The organism is Pseudochelatococcus sp. B33, from assembly GCF_053570585.1.
The window spans coordinates 14,008-35,674 of sequence record NZ_JBSEFH010000010.1 but is presented as its reverse complement, the minus strand read 5'-3'; the positions used below and the strand labels follow the sequence as shown (position 1 = coordinate 35,674).

General features: G+C 67.3%; 17 protein-coding genes. 9 read left to right on the top strand and 8 right to left on the bottom strand.

All coding sequences use genetic code 11. The features are described from left to right. Positions 1-84: 84 nt before the first annotated feature. The gene (locus ACUSIJ_RS12525) at positions 85-1,329 is read right to left on the bottom strand and encodes a transporter substrate-binding domain-containing protein (RefSeq protein WP_449308735.1); all 1,245 of its coding nucleotides are present in this window, start codon (positions 1,327-1,329) and stop codon (positions 85-87) included. A gap of 606 nt (positions 1,330-1,935) precedes the next feature. Beyond that, positions 1,936-3,237, bottom strand: a complete 1,302-nt coding sequence (locus ACUSIJ_RS12520; RefSeq protein WP_449308734.1) for an NAD(P)/FAD-dependent oxidoreductase — start codon at positions 3,235-3,237, stop codon at positions 1,936-1,938. Between the two features lie 376 nt (positions 3,238-3,613). On the opposite strand from ACUSIJ_RS12520, the gene ACUSIJ_RS12515 reads away from it, so the two are divergent. The 3 genes from ACUSIJ_RS12515 to ACUSIJ_RS12505 all read left to right on the top strand — a co-directional run bounded on the left by ACUSIJ_RS12515 (position 3,614) and on the right by ACUSIJ_RS12505 (position 6,457). Further along, on the top strand, positions 3,614-4,246 hold the full coding sequence (locus tag ACUSIJ_RS12515; protein WP_449308733.1) for a flavin reductase family protein: 633 nt from the start codon (positions 3,614-3,616) through the stop codon (positions 4,244-4,246). A gap of 165 nt (positions 4,247-4,411) precedes the next feature. Then, positions 4,412-5,077: a DsbA family oxidoreductase gene (locus ACUSIJ_RS12510; protein ID WP_449308732.1), complete on the top strand. Its 666-nt coding sequence runs from the start codon at positions 4,412-4,414 to the stop codon at positions 5,075-5,077. Between the two features lie 57 nt (positions 5,078-5,134). Continuing rightward, entirely contained in the window at positions 5,135-6,457 is a 1,323-nt protein-coding gene (locus ACUSIJ_RS12505; RefSeq protein ID WP_449308731.1) for an acetamidase/formamidase family protein, read from the top strand. A 94-nt stretch (positions 6,458-6,551) separates the two neighbouring features. Here ACUSIJ_RS12505 and ACUSIJ_RS12500 read toward each other — a convergent pair whose 3' ends face one another. After that, positions 6,552-7,400, bottom strand: a complete 849-nt coding sequence (locus ACUSIJ_RS12500; protein WP_449308730.1) for an IclR family transcriptional regulator — start codon at positions 7,398-7,400, stop codon at positions 6,552-6,554. A 312-nt stretch (positions 7,401-7,712) separates the two neighbouring features. On the opposite strand from ACUSIJ_RS12500, the gene ACUSIJ_RS12495 reads away from it, so the two are divergent. From ACUSIJ_RS12495 to ACUSIJ_RS12480, 4 genes are all read left to right on the top strand, one after another. Continuing rightward, complete coding sequence (locus tag ACUSIJ_RS12495; RefSeq protein ID WP_449308729.1) at positions 7,713-8,567, top strand: fumarylacetoacetate hydrolase family protein; 855 nt, start codon at positions 7,713-7,715, stop codon at positions 8,565-8,567. Continuing rightward, positions 8,567-9,316 (top strand): SDR family NAD(P)-dependent oxidoreductase, encoded by a 750-nt coding sequence (locus tag ACUSIJ_RS12490; protein ID WP_449308728.1) that lies wholly within the window; start codon positions 8,567-8,569, stop codon positions 9,314-9,316. Before ACUSIJ_RS12495 ends, ACUSIJ_RS12490 begins: the two co-directional genes overlap by 1 nt. Positions 9,317-9,530: 214 nt before the next feature. Then, positions 9,531-11,108, top strand: coding sequence for a guanine deaminase (guaD, locus tag ACUSIJ_RS12485; protein WP_449308727.1), 1,578 nt, complete (start codon positions 9,531-9,533; stop codon positions 11,106-11,108). Then, the gene (locus ACUSIJ_RS12480; RefSeq protein WP_449308726.1) at positions 11,105-12,073 is read left to right on the top strand and encodes an antibiotic biosynthesis monooxygenase; all 969 of its coding nucleotides are present in this window, start codon (positions 11,105-11,107) and stop codon (positions 12,071-12,073) included. Before guaD ends, ACUSIJ_RS12480 begins: the two co-directional genes overlap by 4 nt. Before the next feature lie 30 nt (positions 12,074-12,103). Here the strand turns inward: ACUSIJ_RS12480 and ACUSIJ_RS12475 are convergent, their stop codons facing one another. Both ACUSIJ_RS12475 and ACUSIJ_RS12470 read right to left on the bottom strand, forming a co-directional pair. Beyond that, complete coding sequence (locus tag ACUSIJ_RS12475; RefSeq protein WP_449308725.1) at positions 12,104-13,699, bottom strand: GMC family oxidoreductase; 1,596 nt, start codon at positions 13,697-13,699, stop codon at positions 12,104-12,106. A gap of 188 nt (positions 13,700-13,887) precedes the next feature. After that, complete coding sequence (locus ACUSIJ_RS12470; protein WP_449308724.1) at positions 13,888-15,108, bottom strand: ABC transporter substrate-binding protein; 1,221 nt, start codon at positions 15,106-15,108, stop codon at positions 13,888-13,890. A gap of 160 nt (positions 15,109-15,268) precedes the next feature. On the opposite strand from ACUSIJ_RS12470, the gene ACUSIJ_RS12465 reads away from it, so the two are divergent. Continuing rightward, positions 15,269-16,174, top strand: a complete 906-nt coding sequence (locus ACUSIJ_RS12465) for a LysR family transcriptional regulator (protein WP_449308723.1) — start codon at positions 15,269-15,271, stop codon at positions 16,172-16,174. A gap of 72 nt (positions 16,175-16,246) precedes the next feature. Here ACUSIJ_RS12465 and ACUSIJ_RS12460 read toward each other — a convergent pair whose 3' ends face one another. Next, on the bottom strand, positions 16,247-17,761 hold the full coding sequence (locus ACUSIJ_RS12460; RefSeq protein ID WP_449308722.1) for a CoA-acylating methylmalonate-semialdehyde dehydrogenase: 1,515 nt from the start codon (positions 17,759-17,761) through the stop codon (positions 16,247-16,249). Positions 17,762-17,936: 175 nt separating this feature from the next. Between ACUSIJ_RS12460 and ACUSIJ_RS12455 the strand changes: the two genes are divergently transcribed. Beyond that, on the top strand, positions 17,937-18,827 hold the full coding sequence (locus tag ACUSIJ_RS12455; RefSeq protein WP_449308721.1) for a LysR family transcriptional regulator: 891 nt from the start codon (positions 17,937-17,939) through the stop codon (positions 18,825-18,827). Positions 18,828-18,861: 34 nt separating this feature from the next. Here the strand turns inward: ACUSIJ_RS12455 and ACUSIJ_RS12450 are convergent, their stop codons facing one another. Then, entirely contained in the window at positions 18,862-20,229 is a 1,368-nt protein-coding gene (locus ACUSIJ_RS12450; protein ID WP_449308720.1) for an MmgE/PrpD family protein, read from the bottom strand. Next, the gene (locus ACUSIJ_RS12445; RefSeq protein ID WP_449308719.1) at positions 20,226-21,662 is read right to left on the bottom strand and encodes an MmgE/PrpD family protein; all 1,437 of its coding nucleotides are present in this window, start codon (positions 21,660-21,662) and stop codon (positions 20,226-20,228) included. Before ACUSIJ_RS12445 ends, ACUSIJ_RS12450 begins: the two co-directional genes overlap by 4 nt. Positions 21,663-21,667: the final 5 nt, after the last annotated feature.

The window sequence follows — 21,667 nt, the reverse complement described above, 5'->3', positions numbered from 1 at the left end:
ATGCGCCGGTTCGCGACGAGCGGATCGTCGGCCGGTCGGCATGTCCGGCGCGGGCGCGGGCCCGCGCCCCTCGGCCGTGTTGCCTCAGCCCCGGGCCAGGCCCTGGCCCGTACAGGTCTCGCCCGGATAGGCCCAGTACGGTTCCGGAGCGACGCGCTGGGCGGAATCCACCAGCACTTCCGCCTGTCCGTCGCTTCTCCAGCGCGCGATCTTCGGCCACAGATGCGTGTGGAGGTTTTCGTCCACCAGCACCTCGCCCTGCGGCGCCTTGTAGGTGATCCCCACGGCAGCATCGCGGATGGCGAGCGGCGCGATGTCCTTCGGGTCGAGCTTCTCGACCGCCGCCTTGAACTGGTAGACCTGGAAATAGGCCGCCTCGGACACGAAATGCGTCACCTGGTCGTCGCCCCAGCGTTTCTTGTAGGCGGCCACGAAGCGCTCGTTCTCCGGCGACTTGTGCGCCATGTAGTAGGGCGCGGAGCCGAGATGGCCGGCCGCCGCCTCGCCGCCGATGGCGCGCACCTCGATCTCCGAGCGCGTCAGGCTGACGACGGGGGTCTTCTCCGGATCGAACCCCGCCGCGTGGTACTGGCGGGCGAAGGCGACGTCGGAATCGCCGACGAGGGTCGAGAACACCACATCGGGCTGCTGGGAGCGGATGCGGTTGATGACCGAGCTGAAATCGGCGTGGCCCATGGGCACGTATTCCTCGTGCACCGCCTCGCCGCCGAGCTCCTTCAGCAGGATTTTCACGACGTTGTTTTCTTCGCGCGGATACACGTAATTATTGCCGATCAGATAGAAACGGCCGCCGAAATTCTTGACCAGCCAGGGGATGAGTTCCTGCTGCTGCTGATTGGGCACCGCGCCGCCGTACATCACGTTGCGCGAGCATTCGCGCCCCTCGTAGAGCGTCGGATACCAGTAGAGGTTCTGGCGCCCCTCCACGACCGGCAGCACCGCCTGCCGGCTCGACGACGTGTAGGAGCCGAACAGGCTGACGACCTTGTCGCGGATCACGAGGCGGCGCGCCCGGTCGGCATAGGTCGCCGGGTCCGACGCCGGGTCCTCGATGAATGGCTTTATCTTCAAGCCGTTGATGCCGCCATCGGCATTGATCTCCTCGATCGCGAGCAGGGCCGCGTCGTGGAGCGTGTGCTCGACCACGGCGACATCGCCGGTGAGCGAGAACAGCAGGCCGACCGGGATTTCGCCGTTGGCCGCGAAAGCGGGCTGCGAGCGGGTGATGATGGCGGGAGCCGACAGGCCAGCCGCCACCGTCAGGGATCCGGCCGCGCCGAGCCCCTTTAGAAATGTACGCCGTCTCATTGTTCCCCTCGTTATGTCGCCTGTTGCAGGCAGCGTTGCGCCGGAGCGGCGGACTTCGGAGCGAAGCCACGGCCGCCGCCCTGTCTCACGGTTTGTCCATGCATCGCATTCAGCCGGAAACGGTGTCCGTTTCCCGGTTCGATGCTCTATCTCGTTGATATTGCCGGCCTCTCCCTGCCGACGATTGCTTCACGCTTCTTCCCCGGGCGAATGGCTGCCGCCGGGGATGGGGCCTGTCCGCACTGCGCGCTTGGGCCCGTTCGGTCGAGCATGACCTCTTCCGGAAAGCGGCATCCACTTTCCGGATCATGCTTCGGCGCGAAGCGCCGCTATGTTGTCGTGTCAGAACGTCAGGTTTCTTTTCCGCTATTTCTCCGATGCGAAAAACAAAAAACCCCTCTGCTCACGTCTCCATTGACGAATGAACAGAGGGGCTACATTGCCCTGATATCGTCGCCCGATCGCTTATGATCTGGCGATATATGCAGTATAGAATCAGTTTAGCGACAAGATCAAGGTCCAAATTCCGGGCACGTGTATCTAAATATTGTGCAGCGCAATAGCGTCAGGGCAGTATCCGATCGCTCGGGATCGGATCGCGTCCTGTCACGGTGCCGGATCGCGGGGCGGGGTGACGGCGGCGTTGCCCTGCGTGATCAGCCGGGAGCTGCGCTGGTCGCGCGTATGGATCCACAGCCAGCTCAGCGCCACGCTCAACCGGTTGCGCACGCCGATCAGGAAGTAGATGTGGGCGATCCCCCAGATCCACCACGCCAGCGCGCCGCGCAGCTTGAACCGGCCGAAATCGATCACCGCGAGCCGCTTGCCGATGGTGGCGAGGCTTCCCTGATGGCGATAGCGGAAAGGCGCGCCCGCCGCGCCGCCCGCGAGCCGGCGCCGGATGGTCGCCGCGACATACTCGCCCTGCTGCTTCGCCGCGGGCGCGATGCCGGGAACGGGCTTGCCGTCCGGAGCAGTGACGCTCGCCGTGTCGCCGATGATGAAGATCTCCGGGTGTCCCGGCGCCGTCAGATCCGGCTCGACCTGCGCGCGCCCGGCGCGGTCGGCGGGGGCGCCGATCCATTGCGCCGCCGGCGAAGCCTGCACGCCCGCCGCCCAGATGATGGTGGCGGCGTCGAGCGCCTCGCCGCCATACGTGACGCCGCTCGCCGTGCAGGCGGTGACCGGCTGGCCGAGCGCGACCTCCACGCCGAGCTTTTCGAGCGAGCGCTGCGCATAGGCGGACAGATCCTCGGTAAAGGCCGGGAGCACGCGCGGCCCCGCCTCGATCAGCACCACCCGCGCCTGCCGCGTGTCGATGTTGCGGAAATCCCTGACCAGCGTGACATAGGCGAGCTCGGCGATGGTGCCGGCAAGCTCGACGCCGGTAGGCCCCGCCCCGATGATGACGAAGGTGAGCAGAGCCGCCCGGCGCGCGGGATCGGCTTCCCGCTCCGCCCGCTCGAAGGCGACGAGGATGCGCCGCCTGACGGTGGTCGCGTCTTCGAGCGTCTTGAGGCCGGGCGCGAACCGTTCCCAGTCGTCATGACCGAAATAGGCGTGCCGGGCGCCGGTGGCGAGCACCAGCGTGTCGTAGGCCAGCGTCGAGCCGTCGTCGAGGATGACGTGCCGCGCCTCCTTGTCCACGCCCTCGGCGGAGGCCAGCAGCGTCGTGACCTCGGGACGGGCGCGCAGCAGGTGCCGGATCGGCCAGGCGATTTCCGACGTCGTCAGCGCCGCGGTCGCCACCTGGTACAGCAGCGGCTGGAACAGATGGTGATTGCGCCGGTCCACGATCGTGATGCGAACGGGCGCGCCGGCGAGGCGGTGCACCGCTTCGAGCCCGCCGAAGCCGGCACCGACAACAACAACATGGTGGCGGTCAGGCGTCACGCGCGACGTCGACATCAAGGAGGTCCTTTCTTCCGGGCATGTCCGCAGGCTGCCCGATCTGATCATGGCCCGGCATTGGCGTCCAAGGTATTCGGCGGCTGCCGACGACAATTATACCCGCCCCGGCGACGGGCATATGTCCGGGCATCCGCGGCCGGCGCCGGACCGGTGACATGCGCAGGGCGGAATCGACGCTTTCTTCTTGGCCATCGCACTTCTTGGCCATCGCAAGGCGACGGGCCAGTTTCCGGCGTGTTACATTGTTTCTCGATGCGCATGGCTCATCGAGAAACGGTCGAGCCCGTGCGGCGCTTGAGCAAAGCCCACACGCCCCGGTTGAAGACCGGGCGCGTCGGTATTGCCGCGGCAATCTGGAAGAAGCGGATCGGCGATGGGGCAAGACGGCATCCATAGCTACCTGATCTCGGAGGGGCACGGCCTGCCCCACGATCCCATATCCGCGATCGTGGCGCCCCGGCCCATCGGCTGGATCTCCACCCGGGATGCCGAGGGGCGCCTCAATCTGGCGCCCTACAGCTTCTTCAATGTCTTCAACTACCGCCCGCCGGTGATCGGCTTCTCCAGCGCCGGCAGGAAGGACAGCCTGCGCAACGCCGAGGCCACCGGGGAGTTCGTCTACAATCTGGCGACCCGCCCGCTTGCCGATGCGGTCAACCGCACCAGCATCGAAGCGCCGCCGGAGGTCGACGAGTTCGCGCTCGCCGGGCTCACGCCGGCGCCGTCCCTCGCGGTCGCGCCGCCGCGGGTGGCGGAAAGCCCCGTCTCGCTGGAGTGCCGGGTGGCGCATATCCAGCAGCTCGCCACAGCGAACAGGCGCGCCCTCGATACCTGGCTCGTCCTCGGCGAGGTGGTGGCGGTGCACATCAGCAAGGCCCTGCTGCGGGACGGCCTCTACGACACCGCCGCGGCCCGCCCGATCCTGCGGGGCGGCGGGCCGGCCGACTATTTCGAGACCCTGCCGCAAGGCCTGTTCAGGCTGTATCGGCCCAAGGCCGGCCCGTAGACGGACGGCGCGCCGCCCCGGTGCGACGGGACGGCTGCTTGCGGATCGCCGCCGCATGGCCTAGTTTGAAACGCGAGGGTTGTTGGTCCGACTTGATCCGCGATGGTGCGCACCGGGTTCCTGCCGGCTGCGGATGTCGCCGAGGTAAGGAGTCCGCCTGCTATCATGGCCCGAACCATCAAGATCGACGTCTGGTCGGACATCGCCTGCCCGTGGTGCTATCTCGGCAAACACCGCCTGGAGGCCGCCCTGAGGCAGTTCGGCGAGCGGGGCGATGCCCCCGCGGTCGAGGTGGCGTATCACAGTTTCCAGCTCGCTCCGGACCTGCCGGCGGACTATGCCGGAAGCCACGACGATTATCTCGCCGCCCGCCTCGGGTGGTCCGCCGATCGGGTACAGGCGGCGAACCGGCATCTGCAGTCGCTCGGCGCGCAATACGGGCTTACCTACGATTTCGACACCAACCGGATCGCGAATACGCGCAAGGCCCATGAGCTGCTGCATTACGCCAAGGCGCACGGCCGGCAGGCGGACGTGAAGGAACGGCTGCTGCGCGCCCATTTCAGCGAGGGCGTGCATATCGGCGACATCGAGGCGCTGGCGGACATCGCCGTGGAGGCCGGGCTCGATCGCGACGACGCGAAACGGGCGCTCGAGGCCGGCGACCATGCCGCGGCGGTGGACGAGGACATCGCGCTCGCGTCCCGCTACGGCATCACCGGCGTTCCCTTCTTCGTCATCGACGGCCGATACGGCCTGTCGGGCGCCCAGGAGCCGGCGGCTTTCCTGCAGGCGCTGGAAGCGGCGGCCGCGCAGCAGGCGGGGCGCTGAGCCGGCCCCGCGCGGTTTTGTCAGGCACACTCCCGATAACAGAGAGGGAACAACACCATGAACAAGCCAGTCGGAATCGCCGGCGCACCACAGCGGAGCGTGGTCGTTCACGGCTTCACCAACAGCGTGCTCGATCCCTCGGCGCCGATGCTGGGGCCGGTCGAGGACGGCGGCATCATCATCGCCAATACCGCACCGGGCTGCTGGGGGCCGATGATCACCCCGCGCCTGCGCGGCGGCCACGAGGTGACGCAGCCGGTCTATGTGGAGGGCGCCGAGCCCGGCGACGGCATCGCCATCCGCATCCGCGACATCACCGTCACCTCCATCGCCACCGCCTCCGGGCACGATTCCTCGCCCGAGGGATTCTGCCTCGGTGATCCCTATGTCGCGGCCCGCTGCCCCGCGTGCAACGAGGTCTGGCCCGAGACGCACCTCGAAGGGATCGGCCAGGACGCGGTGAGATGCGACAAATGCGGCAACCCGGTGAAGCCGTTCGAGATCGTCCACGGCTATACGGTGGTCTTCGACGAGACGCAGCACATCGGCGTCACGGTGCCGAAGGAGGCGGCCGAAAAGATTGCCCGCGAGGCACATCACTACGCCGCGCTGCCGGACGAGTCGGTGCAGCATCCGATCCTGACCTTCGCGCCCGCCGATCTCGTGGGCGCCGTGGTGCGCATGCGTCCCTTCCTCGGGCAACTCGGCACGACCCCCTCGCACCCCTTCCCGGATTCGCACAACGCCGGCGATTTCGGCGCCTTCCTCGTCGGCGCGCCGCACGACTACGCCATCACCGCCGAGCAACTGGCCGAGCACAAGACCGACGGCCACATGGACATCGACGCCGTCAGGCCGGGGGCGATCCTGATCGCGCCGGTGAAGGTGAAGGGCGCGGGCGTGTACATGGGCGACATGCACGCCGCCCAGGGCGACGGCGAGATCGCCGGCCATACGATGGACGTGGCCGGCAGCGTGACGCTGCAGGTCGAGGTGGTGAGGAATTATCCCATCGACGGGCCGGTGCTCTTTCCGCTGCCGGAGGACCTGCCGCCGCTGGCGCGTCCGTTCGATGCGGCGGAGCGCGCCAAGGCCGAGCGCCTGGCGAAGGCCTGGGGCATCGACAGGCTGGAGGAAACGGCGCCCGTCTCGGTCATCGGCACGGCGGCCACCATGAACGCCGCCATCGACAACGGACTCGAACGGGCGGCGAAGCTCCTCGGCATGACGGTTCCCGAGGTGCGCAACCGGGCGACGGTGAACGGGGCGATCGAGATCGGGCGCGCGCCGGGCGTGATCCAGGTCACGTTTCTCGCGCCGCTCGACCGGCTCGACGCCGTGGGGCTCGGCGACTACGCGCGCGAGCAGTACAACCTTTAAGGCGCGGGCGACGACGGGACGCGCGTCGCCTGGATCATGTCAGCGGTTCCCGGAAACGCTGACATGATCTAACTCTTTGATTTTGAGCGAATTCTTATCGATCAAATGATTCCATTTGATCGGAACACGCTCTATCGCGCCGCCATCCGAGCTCCCGGCTGATCGCGCCCGCCGCCGCCATGATGGCGCGGCTCAGCGCGTCCAGGCGCGCGCCTTCCATGTACTGGGCCAGGCTCGACACGCTGATGGCGGCGACGATCGCGCCGGAGGCGTCGCGGATCGGCGCCGCGACGCAGCGAACGCCCGGCTCGTTCTCCTCAAGATCGAACGCATAGCCGCGCGCGGCGTATTCCCGCATTTTGTCGAGCCATGCGGCCCTGTCGTTCATCCGGCGGGGACCGCGCGCGTTGCCGAGCGCGAAGAAATGCTTCAGCCGCGCCTCGTCGGCGCCCATGATGAGCGCCTTGCCGAGCCCCGTCGACCACACCGGCTGGCGCTCGCCCACGCGCGAGCTGACCTCGAACCGGCGCTTGCCGGCGATCTTGTCGAGATAGAGCGCCCAGTCGCCTTCGAGCACGCCGAGATGCACCGTTTCGCTCGTCTCCTCCGCGAGACGCTCGAGATAGGGCCGGGCGACCGGCGCCAGCGGCCGCTGCGCCACCGCGCGCTGGCCGAGTTCGAGCAGCTTCAGGCCGAGCGTATAGCCCCTGCCCGGCGCGAAGCTGAGATAGTCGCGCGCCACGAGGCTCGTCGCGAGGCGATGCGCGGTGCTGCGCGAAAGCCCCACCGTCTCCGCCAGCCGCAGCAGATCGATCGGGCCATCCGCCGCCGCCTCCAGCACATCGAGCGCGCGGATCAACGCCTGGCTGCCAGCCGGCGGCTCCCGCTGGGTCTGCTTCTCGTCCTCCACGCCTGGTCCCGCTTTCCCGGTTCGACTCATCATGCGACGCTCCCGGTCTTCGACCGGCCGCGTGCGGGCTTGTCCGCAGGGGCCGGCTCTTGACACCCTGCGCCGGCGATTGTACGAATCCTATAATAAGAAACTTGGTACCACAATATGGTATTCTCCGGGAGAGACAATTTTCATGGTCCGTGACGCGCCCGCCGGAGCGATGCAGCCTGTGCCGGAGGGCGCGCGTCAACGGTCCGGGTCCTCCTTCGCTCGCCGGATGATGCGCGCGTCGCCCGACCGGGCGGCATCCGGGGACCGCCACGAGCCGCCCCACCCGTCCCACACCCACTGACGAGCCTGACGATGAAACTTCTGCGCTACGGCCCCGCGGGCCAGGAAAAACCCGGCCTTCTCGGCGACGACGGCCGCATCCGCGATCTCTCCGGCATCGTTCCGGACCTGACCGGCGACGTCATCGCGCCCGACGGCCTCGCCCGCCTCAGGGCGCTCGACGCGACGACGCTGCCTGTCGTCGAGGGCACGCCGCGCTACGGCTGCCCCGTGGCGCGGGTCGGCAAGTTCATCGCCATCGGGCTCAATTTCTCCGACCACGCGGCGGAATCGAACCTGCCCATCCCGGCGGAGCCCATCATCTTCTCCAAGGCGACCTCCTGCATCCAGGGCCCGAACGACGACATCGTCATCCCGCGCGGCTCCACCAAGACGGACTGGGAGGTCGAGCTCGGCATCGTCATCGGCCGGCGCGCCTCCTACGTCACGCAGGAGGAGGCGCTCGATCACGTCGCCGGCTACGTGCTGGTCAACGACGTCTCGGAACGCGAATACCAGATCGAGCGCGGCGGCACCTGGGACAAGGGCAAGGGCTGCGACACGTTCGGCCCGATCGGCCCGTGGCTGGTGACGGCCGACGAGGTCGGCGACGTGCAGGACCTCGGCATGTGGCTCGACGTCAACGGCCAGCGCCGGCAGACCGGCTCGACCGCCACCATGATCTTCGACGTGAAGACCATCGTGAGCTACCTCTCCGAGTTCATGACGCTGCTGCCGGGCGATGTCATCACCACCGGCACGCCGCCCGGCGTCGGCATGGGCATCAAGCCCGAGCCGGTGTACCTGCGCCCCGGCGACGTCATCACGCTCGGCATCGACAAGCTCGGCGAGCAGCGGCAGACCTGCGTCGCGTGGGAGAGGCGCTGATGGCGGACCCCACGCGCTTCGGCGGCCGTACCGCCGTCGTCACCGGCGGGGCCGCCGGCATCGCGCTGACGGTCGTGGAGCGCATCGTGGCCGAGGGCGGCCGGGTGGCGATCTGGGACCGGGACGAGCCCCGGATCGACGCCGCCACGGCGCGGCTCGGCGACGGGGTCATCGGCATCGCCGTCGACGTCACCGACTGGGAGAGCGTCGAGCAGGCGGCCGCAGCGAGCGCCGGGGCGCTGGGCGGCATCGACACCCTGGTGACGAGCGCCGGCATCACCGGCCCCAATACCACCACCTGGGACTATCCCGTCGAGGACTGGAAGCGCGTCATCGACGTCAACCTGAACGGCGTCTTCCACTGCGGCAAGGCCATCGTGCCCTACATGCTGGAGAAGGATTACGGCCGCATCGTCAATGTCGCCTCCGTCGCCGGCAAGGAGGGCAATCCAAACGCCCCCGCCTACAGCGCCTCGAAGGCGGCTGTCATCGGGCTCACGAAGTCGCTCGGCAAGGAACTCGCGCACACGAAGATCACCGTCAACTGCGTCACGCCGGCGGCGGTGCGCACCGGCATCTTCTCGCAGATGACCCAGCAGCACATCGATTTCATGCTCTCCAAGATCCCCATGGGACGCTTCGGCGAGACCGGCGAGATCGCCGCCCTCATCTGCTGGCTCGCCTCCGGGGAATGCTCGTTCACCACGGGCGCCGTCTTCGACGCCTCGGGAGGGCGCGCGACCTACTGAAAAGGATGCTGCGCCGCGCCCGTCCCCCCGGCGGCCGCGCATCCCGCGCCGCCGCTTCCCGCCCGCCCGCCGCCCGCCGCCCCGGCGCGGGAACGGACAGGGAATGCGAGCAAGCGGCCCTCGCGGAACAAAAAGTTTCAGTATACAATGACATACGTGTTCCTGTGATAGACAGGGGCGAGGGGGGAATTTTTCATGGCAACCGCGGCGCGGGATGCCGGGCGGCGCCCTGGCGATCGCCGCGGTGCTTCCGGAAACCACACAGGCGCCGGTGGGGTGGCTCTACCTCGGCCTCTGTGCCGTCCGGGCGTGCCGCTTCGGTCTCGCTTCCTTCTTCCAGCCAGACGATACAATCCCAGAGGGGGACAACCACGCCATGACCACCATCGGTATCCGGGGAACATTTTTCGATTTCATCGACGATCCGTGGAAGCATGTCGGCAACGAGCAGGCGGCGGCGCGCTTCCATCGGGACGGCCTGCTGGTGGTGACCGACGGCGTCATCGACGCCTTCGGCCCCCACGAGGAGGTGGCGGCCCGTTATCCCGGCCTCGCGATCACCACCATCCCGGACCGCATCATCGTTCCGGGCTTCATCGACGGCCATATCCACCTGCCGCAGACCCGGGTGCTCGGCGCCTTCGGCGAGCAGTTGCTGCCGTGGCTGCAGACGTGGGTCTATCCCGAGGAGGTGAAGTACAAGGACCGCGACTATGCCCGCGAGGGCGTGAGGCGTTTTCTCGATGCGCTGCTCGCCGCCGGCACCACCACGTGCCAGGCGTTCACCAGCTCCTCGCCGGTGGCGACGGAGGAGCTCTTCGAGGAAGCGGGGCGGCGCAACATGCGCATCATCGCCGGCCTCACCGGCATCGACCGCAACGCGCCGGCCGATTTCATCGACACGCCGGAGAATTTCTACCGCGACAGCAAGCGTCTCATCGCGCAGTACCACAACAAGGGCCGCAACCTCTACGCCATCACGCCGCGCTTCGCCTTCGGCGCCTCGCCGGAGCTGCTGCGGGCATGCCGGCGCCTGAAGGAGGAGCACCCGGACTGCTGGGTGAACACCCACATCTCCGAGAACCCCAGCGAGTGCCGGGGCGTGCTCGTCGAGCATCCCGACTGCGACGACTACCTCGGCGTGTATGAGAAATTCGGCCTCGTCGGCCCGAAATTCTCCGGCGGGCACGGGGTCTACCTGTCGGACGGCGAGTTCCGGCGCATGGCGGACAGCGGGGCGGCGGTGGTGTTCTGCCCGTGCTCGAACCTCTTCCTCGGCAGCGGCCTTTTCCGCCTCGGCCGTGCCACCGACCCGGAGCACCGGGTGCGGATGTCGTTCGGCACCGACATGGGCGGCGGCAACCGCTTCTCGATGATCAACGTGCTCGACGACGCCTACAAGGTCGGCATGTGCAACAACACCCTGCTCGACGGCAGCATCGATCCCGTGCGCAAGGACCTCGCCGAGGCGGAGCGCAACAAGCTGTCATCCTATCGCGGCTTCTGGTCGATCACCCTCGGCGGCGCCGAGGGGCTCTACATCGACGACAGGCTCGGCAATTTCGAGCCCGGCAAGGAGGCCGACTTCGTCGCCCTCGACCCCAACGGCGGCCCCGTCGCGCAGGCGTGGCACCAGTCGCTGATCACCGAGGACGGCCTGCCGCGCACGCTCGAGGACGCCGCGAACCTGCTGTTCGGCGTGATGATGGTGGGCGACGACCGCAGCATCGACGAGACATGGGTGGCGGGCAAGCGCCTCTACAAGAAGAACGCGCCGGACAGCGCCGGATGAGCGCGGATCGCGACACCGCCGGCGGGCCGGTCGCCCTCGTCATCCAGCGACGCATCGCCGACGAGGGCTTCGCCGACTTCACGCGCTGGAACGGCAAGGTCGGCGAGCGCCTCAAATCCTGGCCGGGCTTCCTCGGCCAGGAGGTGGTGCCGCCGAAACCGCCGGCCCAGGACGATTGGGTGGTCATCCTGCACTTCGCCGATCCGGCGGCGGCACGCGCCTGGCTGGAGAGCGACGTGCGCGCCCGCCTCGTGGAGGAGATGCGCCAGCATTTCATCGGGCCGGAGGACACGCACATTCTGCGTGGCGCGGGCTTCCGCCAGGAGGCGCCGGTCTCGGCGGTCATCTCCTTCGACGTGCCGCCCGGGCTGGAGGAGGCCTTTCTCGACTGGCAGCAGCGGGTTCAGGCGGCGGAGGCCAAATTCAAGGGCTTCCTGAACCACAAGATCGAACGACCGACCCCCGGCCTGCACGACAACTGGGTCATCATCCTGTCGTTCGACAGTGACGCCAACCTCTCCGCCTGGCTCGACTCGCCGCAGCGCCAGGCGCTGCTGGCGGAAGGCGCGCGCTTCAACGCCGACATGGTGGTGAAGCGGGCGAGCTACGGCTTCAACTTCTGGTTTCCGCCCGGCACGGCGCCGGAGCAGAACCCGTCCTTCATCTTCAAGTGCAACCTCATCGTCCTGCTCGTCCTCTACCCCGTGGTCTACCTCTGGGGCTATTTCATCGGCGGGCCGGTGCTTGGTGCGCATGGCGTGCCGTTCTGGCTGGCGCTGTTCATCGGCAACCTCGTGAGCACCCAGCTACTCGGCTGGTGGGCGGTACCGGCGGCGTCCCGGGCGCTCGGCTGGTGGCTCTCCCCGCAGGCCGACACCCGCCGGCAGATCGGCGGCTACCTTCTCGTCGCGGCGCTCTACGCCGTCTCGATGGCCGGCTACGCCGCCCTGCTCGCCATGGCGTGACTTCCCCGTGACCTCCCGACCGCCTCTCCTTCAGCGGTTGTCGGCGAGGATCATGTCGGCGGCCTTCTCCGCGATCATGATCGTGGGCGAGTTGGTGTTGCCGGACGTGATTGTCGGCATGACCGAGGCATCGGCGACGCGCAGGCGCGCCAGCCCGCGGAACCTGAGGCGCGGGTCGACGACGCTCTGCGGATCGGCCCCCATGCGCAGCGTGCCGACCGGGTGGAAGATCGTGGTGCCGATATCGCCGGCGGCGCGCACGAGGTCGCCATCGCTCTCGCAGGCGGGGCCGGGCCTGTACTCCTGCGGCGAGAAGCGCGCGAAGGCGGGCTGCGCGGCGATCCGGCGCGTGAGGCGGATCGCAGTCACCGCCACCTGCCGGTCGGCCTCGGCGGAAAGGTAGTTCGGCCGGATCGCCGGCTGCACGGCGGGGTCCGGCGCCCTGGCATGAACCGATCCCCGGCTTTCCGGCCGCAGGTTGCACACGCTCGCGGTGATCGCCGGAAACGGGTGGACCGGATCGCCGAACCTGTCGAGCGAGACCGGCTGCACGTGATATTCGAGATCGGCCGTCTCCTTCTCCGGCGAGGAGCGGGTGAAAATGCCGAGCTGGCTCGGCGCCATCGACATCGGCCCGGAACGCTTCAGCGCATACTCCAGGCCAATGCGCGCCTTGCCGACGAGGCTCGACGCCTGCTCGTTGAGCGTCGGCACGCCGGAGACCTGGTAGACGAGGCGAAGCTGCAGATGGTCCTGAAGGTTCTCGCCGACGCCGGGAACGTCCAGCCGCACGTCGATACCAGCCCCTTTCAGCGCCTCCCCACGCCCGACGCCGGAGAGTTCGAGCAGATGCGGCGAGCCGATGGCGCCCGCCGACAGCACCGTCTCCAGCCTCGCGCGCGCCGTCTTCTCCTCGCCGGCGTGCCGGAACACGACGCCCGCGACCGCGCCGTCCTCGATGACGAGCCGCTGCGCATGCGCGTTGGTCAGAACGGTGAGGTTCGCGCGGCCGCGCGCGGGCCGCAGGAACGCCTTGGCGGTGTTCCACCGCCAGCCCGAGCGCTGGTTGACGTCGAAATAGCCGGAGCCCTCGTTGTCGCCGGTGTTGAAATCCTCGATCGCCGGAATACCGGCCTCCTGCGCCGCCTGCTGGAAGGCATCGAGCACGGCCCAGCGCACCCGCGCCTTTTCCACCCGCCATTCGCCGCCCGCCCCGTGCAGCGGGCTTTCACCGCGATAATAGTCCTCGGACTTGCGGAAATAGGGCAGAACCTCGTCCCACCCCCAGCCTTCGCAGCCCATCTGCCGCCACGTGTCGTAATCGCGCGCCTGGCCGCGCATGTAGATCATGCCGTTGATGGAGGAACAGCCGCCGAGCACCTTGCCGCGCGGATAGTAGAGGGAGCGGCCGTTCAGGCCCTCCTCCCGCTCGGTCGTGAAGCACCAGTCGGTACGCGGATTGTTGATGCAATAGAGATAGCCTACCGGAATATGGATCCAGTGATAGTTGTCCCTGCCGCCGGCCTCCAGCAGCAGCACCCGGTTTCGCGGGTCCGCCGACAGCCGGTTCGCCAGGACGCAGCCGGCGCTGCCCGCACCGATGACGACGTAGTCGTATTCCCCCATGCCCTTCTCCATGCGGCGGCCGTTTCGCCCGCCGTCCTCTCACCGGGAATATCCGAAGCGGCGGATGACGAGAGGAAATCGTATCCGCCGCCTCGTTCCTGCGCCTCGTTCCTGTGTCCACGCGTTCAGCCCTGCGCGACCGGCCGGGGCCGGTCGCGATGGCAGCGTCCTCTGTCAGGCGTAGCCGGTCACTGCGTGGTCAGGGGGCAGCCGCTCTCGGAGGGTTTCAGAAAGGCCTGCTCGCCGGGAATGGTGGCGAGCACGGTATAATAGTCCCACGGGATGTCGCTCTCGCCCGGCTTCTTGACCTGCATGAGATACACGTCGTGGATCATGCGGCCGTTGGCCTCGACCTTGCCGTTCTGGGCGAAGACGTCATCGACCGGCAGCTCGCGCAGGGCCTGGGCGACCGCGTCCGCGTCGTCCGTGCCCGCCTTCTCGATCGCCTTGAGATATTGGCTGACGGCCGAATAGGTGCCCGCGTGAACCATGTTCGGCATGGCGCCGGTGCGCTTGAAGAAGCGTTCGCCGAACTCCCGCGACGCGTCGTCGCGGTTCCAGTAGAAGGCTTCCGTGAGCGTCAGCCCCTGCGCCGCCTCGAGGCCGAGACCGTGCACCTCGGCAATCGTGAACAGCAGCGCCGCCAGGCGCTGGCCGCCTTCGACGAGGCCGAACTCGGCCGCCTGCTTGATGGCGTTGGACGTATCGAGGCCGGCGTTGGCGAGGCCGATGATCTTGGCGCCGGAGCCCTGGGCCTGGATCAGGAACGACGAGAAGTCGGTGGCCGCGAGCGGATGGCGCACGGCGCCGGCCACCGTGCCGCCGTTGGCCTTGACGAAGTCGGCGGTATTTTCCTCCAGCGAATAGCCGAAGGCATAATCGGCGGTGAGGAAGAACCAGTTGTCGCCCCCTTGGCGCACGAGCGCGCCGCCGGTGCCGACCGCCAGCGCATGCGTGTCGTAGGCCCAATGGAAGCCGTAGGGCGTGCATTGCTTGCCGGTCAGTTCCGTCGTCGCCGCCCCGGTATTGATGGTGATCTTCTTCTTTTCCGCGCTGAGCGACTGCACGGCGAGGCCGACCGAGGACGTGGTCAGCTCCATGATCGAGTCGACCTGTTCGAGATCGTACCATTGCCGGGCGATATTGGCGGCGATGTCGGTTTTGTTCTGGTGGTCGGCCGTCACCACCTCGATGGGAGCGCCGAGCACGCTGCCGCCGTGGTCCTCGACGGCCATTCGGGCGGCCTCGTAGGAATATCGGCCGCCGAAGTTGGCGTAAACGCCCGACTGATCGTTCAGAATGCCAATCTTGACCTTGCCGTCGGAAATCTCGGCGGCGAAGGAGGAAGTACTCCAGGAAGCACCTATGGCCAGAAGCATGGCCGCCGATATGACAACCTCTTTATACATACGTTTCCTCCCATCCATTATAGGCGATCCGACATTGCCGGTTCGCATTGTCCGGAGCGCCGGATACGCCCTCAGCTTTGTCAAATCCGTGCGTTGACACAAGGACGCCGCATCATCAAAGTGCGAACAGGGTCCGTTCGTTTTTGAACAGAAGCAGTTTATGGCAACCCCTTTCGCCTGGGACGATCTGCAGTATTTTCTCGCTGTCGCGCGCTCGGGGCAGCTCTCGAGCGCGGCGCGCAGCCTGCGTTCCAGCCACGCCACCGTCGCACGTCATATCGACCGGCTGGAATTCGCGCTCAAGGTCAAGCTGTTCGAGCGCAATCCGCGCGGATACGAGCTGACGGGTGTCGGCCGCCGCCTGATCGAGACGGTCGAGCGCATGGAAGCCGAAGCCGAGCGGCTGCAATCGGACGTCTCGTCGGGCAGCAGCCAGTTGCGCGGCGTCGTGCGCATCAGCGTGCTGGAGGGCTTTTCCAATTTCTTCTTCGTCGAGAAGCTGAACGATTTCGCCGCATCCCATCCCAACATCACGCTGGAGCTCATCACGATCCAGCAGATCATCGCGCTGTCCCGCAAGGAGGCGGATGTGGCGGTGACGCTCGATCCTCCGAAGGCGGGACCCTACGTCAGCGAGAAAATCATCGACTACACGCTGCACATCTATGCGGCGCGCGCCTATCTGGCCGAGCGGCCGGCCATCACGCGCCGCGAGGATCTGCTCGATCATTTCTTCATCGGCTACGTGCAGGATCTGATCTTTTCGCCCGGGCTCGACTACCTGCGCAACATTCTCACCGGCTTGCGGGCCGGGTTCCAGTCGTCCAGCCTTTCCGCGCAGGTGACAGCGACCTTGAGCGGACGCGGTCTGTGCGTCCTGCCCCAATTCATCGCCGTGCGCTTTCCCGATCTCGTCATGGTGCTGCCGCAGGAAGTGGCGCTTCGCCGCAGCTACTGGCTGACCTGCCACCAGGACCTTGCCGAAGTGCCCCGCATCCGTTCGGTCATGGACTTCATCCTGACGACGGCGCGCGCGCACGAACACCTGTTCATCCACAACGGCTGAGGGCCGCCGTCGGGAAGACGGCGGCCCCGCGCGGGGAAAGGCATGCCGATGCGGGCGCAGGCGCGGCGCCCGTTACCCGAGCGTCGGCATGACGAACTCGCTGCCGGCGCGGATGCCGGTGGGCCAGCGCGAGGTGATGGTCTTGAGGCGCGTATAGAAGCGCACGCCCTCGGGCCCGTGCATGTGATGGTCGCCGAACAGCGACGCCTTCCAGCCGCCGAAGGAGTGGAACGCCATCGGCACCGGGATCGGCACGTTGATGCCCACCATGCCGACCTTGATGCTGTGCGCGAACTCGCGCGCCGCGTCGCCGTCGCGGGTGAAGATCGCCGTGCCGTTGCCGAACTCGTGCTCGTTGATCCACCTCGCCGCCGTGGCGTAGCTGTCGGCGCGCGCCACCGCGAGCACCGGGCCGAAGATCTCCTCCTTGTAGATCTTCATGTCGGTGGTGACGTTGTCGAACAGCGTGCCGCCGATGAAGTAGCCGTTCTCGAAACCCTGCAGCGTCAGCCCGCGCCCGTCCACGACGAGCTTCGCGCCCTCCGCCTCGCCGGCGTCGATATAGCCGCGCACCTTCTCCAGGTGCTGCTTGGTGACGAGCGGCCCCATCTCGGCCTCGGGGTCGGTGCCGGGACCGATCTTCAGTGCCCGCACGCGCGGCTCCAGCCGCTCGATGAGCGCATCCGCCGTCTTCTCGCCCACCGGCACCGCGACCGAGATCGCCATGCAGCGCTCGCCGGCCGAGCCGTAGGCCGCGCCCATCAGCGCATCGACCGCCTGGTCGAGATCGGCATCGGGCAGGATGATCATGTGGTTCTTGGCGCCGCCGAGCGCCTGGGCGCGCTTGCCGGTCTTCGCCGCCGTCTCGTAGATGTAGCGCGCGATGGGCGTTGAGCCGACGAAGCTGATCGCCTGCACGTCGGGATCGTGGAGGAGCGCGTCGACCGCTTCCTTGTCACCCTGCACGACGTTGAAGACGCCGTCCGGCAAACCGGCTTCCTTGAGCCATTGCGCCAGCAGCAGCGAGGCCGACGGATCGCGCTCCGAGGGCTTCAGGATGAAGGCGTTGCCGCAGGCGAGCGCGACGGGGAACATCCACATCGGCACCATGGCCGGGAAGTTGAAGGGCGTGATGCCGGCCACGACGCCGAGCGGCTGGCGCACGGAATGGCTGTCGACGCGCGTGCCGACGTCCTCGGTGATCTCGCCCTTGAGGAGCTGGGGAATGCCGGTGGCGAATTCCACGACCTCGAGGCCGCGCTGGATCTCGCCCTTGGCGTCGGACAGCACCTTGCCGTGCTCACCGGTGATGACGGCGGCGAGTTCGTCGATGCGCTCCTCGATGATGCGCAGGAAGGCGTTGAGGATGCGCGCCCGGCGCAGCGGCGTGGTGTTGGCCCAGCCTTCCGCCGCATCGCGCGCCGCCTCGACGGCCCGACGCACCTCGGCGGCGGAAGCGAGCGCCACGCGCCCGCTCTCCTCGCCGGTCGCCGGGTTGAACACGGGCGCCGTGCGGCCGCTCTCGCCCGCAACCTCGCGCCCGCCGATGAAATGATTGATGGTCCTTGCAGTGGTGGTTCCGGACATGGCAGTGACCTCCGCAGTTTCTTTGTCGCGTCTTCTTCGTCGCGTCGTTCCCGAACGGGTGAATGCCGGATGGCATTGACGAACCCACCCCTGTCATCCAACATCGTTCGTTGCACATCAACGTCGTTGTTTCATTATTCGTTGTGCGAAATTTATAGTCAGGGGGCGGGCGGCCATGGACTGGGACCATCTGCGCATATTCCTCGCCGTGGCGCGGCATGGGCAGTTGCTGGCGGCCGCCCGGCGGCTCGGTCTCAATCACGCCACCGTCGCCCGTCGGCTCGACGCGCTGGAGCGTTCGCTGGGCACGCCGCTTTTCGACCGTCGGCCGAGCGGGTGCGTCCTGACGCAGGCCGGCGAGCGGCTCTTCCCCGTGGCCGAACGGATCGAGTTCGAATTGCTGGGAATCACCGAAAGCTTTCGGGATGAGGAGGCCGATGCCTCGGGAACGGTCCGCATCGGCGCGCCGGACGGGCTCGGGAACTATTTCCTCGCCTCGGAGCTCGGAGAGCTGACGGCCCGCCATCCCGATCTCGTCGTGGAGCTCGTTCCCCTGCCCCGCACGTTCTCGCTGTCGCGCCGCGAGGCGGATCTCGCCATCGTTCTGGACCGGCCCGCCGAAGGGCGGCTTGTGGTATCGCGCCTAACCGACTACACGCTGAGCGTCTATGCCGCGCACGGCTATCTCGAACGCAACGGCACGCCCGCGTCCCTGGAGGCATTGGGCGATCATACCGTGGTCACGGGCGTGGAGGACCTCACCTACGCCTCGGCGCTCGACTATTCCGCCGCCCTGCAAAGGGAGGCGCGAAGCCGGTTCTGCTGCGCCAGCGTCATGGGCCAAATCGAGGCGGTGAGGTGCGGCACCGGCATCGGCGTTCTGCACGACTTCGCAGCCGCCTCCATCGACGGCCTGGCGCGCATCCTCCCGGAGATCGGCTTCCGGCGCAGCTATTACCTGCTCTCCCACCCCGACACGCACACCATCAAGAGAATTGCGGTGCTGCGCGACTTCGTGGTGCGCCGCTTCCGCGAGGAACGACGGCGCTTCGTGCCTTTTTCCTGAACGGAACCCGCACACCCCGGACTGGCAAAGCCGCTCAGAAGCGCGCCGGCGGTATGCACGAACGAACGGAATGGGCGACATCGCGTATTGCGCGCGCATGGAGATCCATCAACGCACCGTAGAGAGCGGCGGCATGCCCGGCGCAGCCTGCACCCCTCAGGCAATCCTCGAACTTCAGGAAGAGCTGCCCGGAGGACAAAGGCGCCCTGGCATCCCGCCCGAATTCGGTAGAAGCCTGCTCCTCAAGAACCTCGCCATCGTTCATCGTGATCGTCACCGTCCCGAGAAACGGATCGGCTTCCTTGTGCGCCTCGGCCTCGGTATGCGCCATGAGCGCGCGGACAGCGGGATCCTCGAACGCGCCGTTCCTGAAGTGATCGAGGCGTATGGCGCCGTCCATGATGGCGCGGGCCGTGACATATTGCAGACTGAACTTCGCTTCCGAGTCCGTCCGCGGATCGGGACGGTCGGTATGTGCCAGCCGGCTGACATGGGTGCGGGTCCGGACTGACGCAATCCGGTCGACCGGCATGGGCCGGACGCGCTCCCTGAGCTTGAGCACGGCATCGATAATGGAATGCGTGCTGCCACAGCACGGGTGTTGTTTGATGGCGATGCCGGGCGAGCAAAACTCATCGCTGAGCGCGCGCGCTTCCAGCGCCGCTTCTGGACGGCACACATCGACGCCATGAAAAACGTTGAAGAATCCATGTTTGTGCTCGAAGGCATCCGTGCCCGCGGACAGCCCCGCAGCGGCAAGGCGGGCTGCGAGAGCCCCCTTCCACGCGGCGGCCGCCGCGTGGAAGGGCTTCGTGTCGGTGCCGAAATTGGACTTCACCCCGCCTGACAAGGACACCGCGATGGCAAGCGCGGTGGCGAAGCGCTCATGATCGAGTTTGATGATGCGCGCTGCAGCGGCCGCAGCGCCGAACACGCCGAGGGTCGAGGTCGGATGCCAACCGCGCTCATAGTGCGCGGGCATGACCGAGCGGCCGAGCCGCGCCATGGTCTCGAAGCCGGTGACATAGGCGTCGATCATCATGAGGCCCGAGCAACCGCACTCCTCGGCAAGCGCCAGGGCGACGGGCAACAGGGCGGCCGACGGATGAGCGCCGGATACCTGGCTGGAATCGTCGAAATCGAGCGCGTGCGCGGCCATCGCATTCAGCATGATCGCGCGCTCGGCCGACGTCTGCTCCACCCGTCCCAGCAAGGTGCACGGTCCGGGAGCAAGCTCCCCCAGCGCAATTCCCAACTTGTCGACCGGAGCCTCGCCAGCGCCGGCAATGGCAACACCGATGGTATCGGCTATCGGAATCGTGGCGGCGCGAAGCACATCGGCGGGCACGTCGCCATGCTTGCGGCCGTTGACTTGCCGGGCCAGTTCGAGAGCGAAGGTCATGATCTTCCCGACGCCTCGGCCGAACCACGCCCGGACGGGATCACCGCCGCATCGAGAACCCGGCGCATCGAGTCCGCGGTCTCGAGACGATCGAACCGGTCGAACAGACTCTCCGCCGCTTCCGGGGTTACGGTGCGCGCCGCGCAACCGACGAACTTCGACCTGAACTCTTCATCCGTCATGGGATCATCGGGACCACGCCCGAACTTCGTCGAGGCGGATGAGGAATGGGTCGCGCCATCGCGCATCCTGATGTCGACCCGGCCCAGGAAAAGATCGTCCTCGGCGTGTGACCCCATCCTGATCCGCGCCATGACGTCGCGATGGCCGGGACGCATGAAGGCATCGCCCTCAAAATCCTCCAGCACGACCTGCCGGGCGCTCAGGCCGCAGGCCGTCACATACTGGGTGCTGAACTTGGCGTCGAGCGTGGTCTTCGGGTCGGGTCGATTGACGTTACCGATGCAGCGCTCATGCAGGCGCACCTCGACCTCCGCGATGGCATCAACCGCGAGATCATGCCTGCGCGCCAGCGCAATGGCGGCATCGATCGCCGGGAAGGTGTACGAACAGCAGGGGTAGGGCTTTATCGAGACACCCGGATAACTCAGCTCGAACGTCTTGCCGAATGTGTCGAGGCCGTCATAGGAGCCATAGTCACCGGGGCCGTTATAGGCGCGGAAATAGCCGAACCTGTGCTCCAGAACGGCGGGGTTGGCGGTAAAACCTTCTCTGGCGAGAAGCGCGGCCCAGAGGCCGTTGCGGTTGGCGTGACCCACATGCAGGGATTTGGTCATGGTGCCCGAATTCCCGCGCAGCCCCGCCGCCGAGGAGGCCGCGATGGAGAGCGCCGTGGCGGTCTGCGTGCCGGATAGCCGTAGCAGCCGCGCACAGGCGACGGCACAGCCAAGCGTGCCCAACACGCCCGTTGGATGCCATCCGCGCTCACCAATGGGCAGCGCGTCGCTGGGCCTCAACTGCCCGCCATTGAGGTAACGCGCCACATGCACCTCCACCTCGTATCCCGCGACATAGGCCTCGATCACGTCCCGGCCGGTGTGGTCATGCTGCTCGGCGAGAGCCAGTATGGCCGGCACCATGGGTACGGTCGGATGGCCGTCGAGGATGATGCTGCAATCATCGAAATCATGCACATGGCTCGCCACGCCGTTGAGCAGCGCGGCATTCAACGCACTGGTGCGGAAATCGCGATGGCCGAGCACGCGGCAGATACGGTCATTTCCCGCACCGTCATTGCCTGCAATGCCAAGCGTCCGGCGCGCCAGTTCGACGGCCGGTTCATGGGCGCCCGCCAGCATCACGCCCACCGTGTCCGCGATGGCAATCTTCGCCCAACGTGCGACATCGTCCGGCAGTTCGTCGAAGTTCAGCTCGCTGGCGCGGCGGGAAAGCTCCTGGGTGATACCGTTCATCTGCG

Excerpts from the sequence above, each read along its gene's own strand:
- ACUSIJ_RS12525 (WP_449308735.1), bottom strand. The coding sequence starts at position 1,329 with ATGAGACGGCGTACATTTCTAAAGGGGCTCGGCGCGGCCGGATCCCTG.
- ACUSIJ_RS12520 (WP_449308734.1), bottom strand. The coding sequence starts at position 3,237 with ATGTCGACGTCGCGCGTGACGCCTGACCGCCACCATGTTGTTGTTGTC.
- ACUSIJ_RS12515 (WP_449308733.1), top strand. The coding sequence starts at position 3,614 with ATGGGGCAAGACGGCATCCATAGCTACCTGATCTCGGAGGGGCACGGC.
- ACUSIJ_RS12510 (WP_449308732.1), top strand. The coding sequence starts at position 4,412 with ATGGCCCGAACCATCAAGATCGACGTCTGGTCGGACATCGCCTGCCCG.
- ACUSIJ_RS12505 (WP_449308731.1), top strand. The coding sequence starts at position 5,135 with ATGAACAAGCCAGTCGGAATCGCCGGCGCACCACAGCGGAGCGTGGTC.
- ACUSIJ_RS12500 (WP_449308730.1), bottom strand. The coding sequence starts at position 7,400 with ATGATGAGTCGAACCGGGAAAGCGGGACCAGGCGTGGAGGACGAGAAG.
- ACUSIJ_RS12495 (WP_449308729.1), top strand. The coding sequence starts at position 7,713 with ATGAAACTTCTGCGCTACGGCCCCGCGGGCCAGGAAAAACCCGGCCTT.
- ACUSIJ_RS12490 (WP_449308728.1), top strand. The coding sequence starts at position 8,567 with ATGGCGGACCCCACGCGCTTCGGCGGCCGTACCGCCGTCGTCACCGGC.
- guaD (WP_449308727.1), top strand. The coding sequence starts at position 9,531 with ATGCCGGGCGGCGCCCTGGCGATCGCCGCGGTGCTTCCGGAAACCACA.
- ACUSIJ_RS12480 (WP_449308726.1), top strand. The coding sequence starts at position 11,105 with ATGAGCGCGGATCGCGACACCGCCGGCGGGCCGGTCGCCCTCGTCATC.
- ACUSIJ_RS12475 (WP_449308725.1), bottom strand. The coding sequence starts at position 13,699 with ATGGGGGAATACGACTACGTCGTCATCGGTGCGGGCAGCGCCGGCTGC.
- ACUSIJ_RS12470 (WP_449308724.1), bottom strand. The coding sequence starts at position 15,108 with ATGTATAAAGAGGTTGTCATATCGGCGGCCATGCTTCTGGCCATAGGT.
- ACUSIJ_RS12465 (WP_449308723.1), top strand. The coding sequence starts at position 15,269 with ATGGCAACCCCTTTCGCCTGGGACGATCTGCAGTATTTTCTCGCTGTC.
- ACUSIJ_RS12460 (WP_449308722.1), bottom strand. The coding sequence starts at position 17,761 with ATGTCCGGAACCACCACTGCAAGGACCATCAATCATTTCATCGGCGGG.
- ACUSIJ_RS12455 (WP_449308721.1), top strand. The coding sequence starts at position 17,937 with ATGGACTGGGACCATCTGCGCATATTCCTCGCCGTGGCGCGGCATGGG.
- ACUSIJ_RS12450 (WP_449308720.1), bottom strand. The coding sequence starts at position 20,229 with ATGACCTTCGCTCTCGAACTGGCCCGGCAAGTCAACGGCCGCAAGCAT.
- ACUSIJ_RS12445 (WP_449308719.1), bottom strand. The coding sequence starts at position 21,662 with ATGAACGGTATCACCCAGGAGCTTTCCCGCCGCGCCAGCGAGCTGAAC.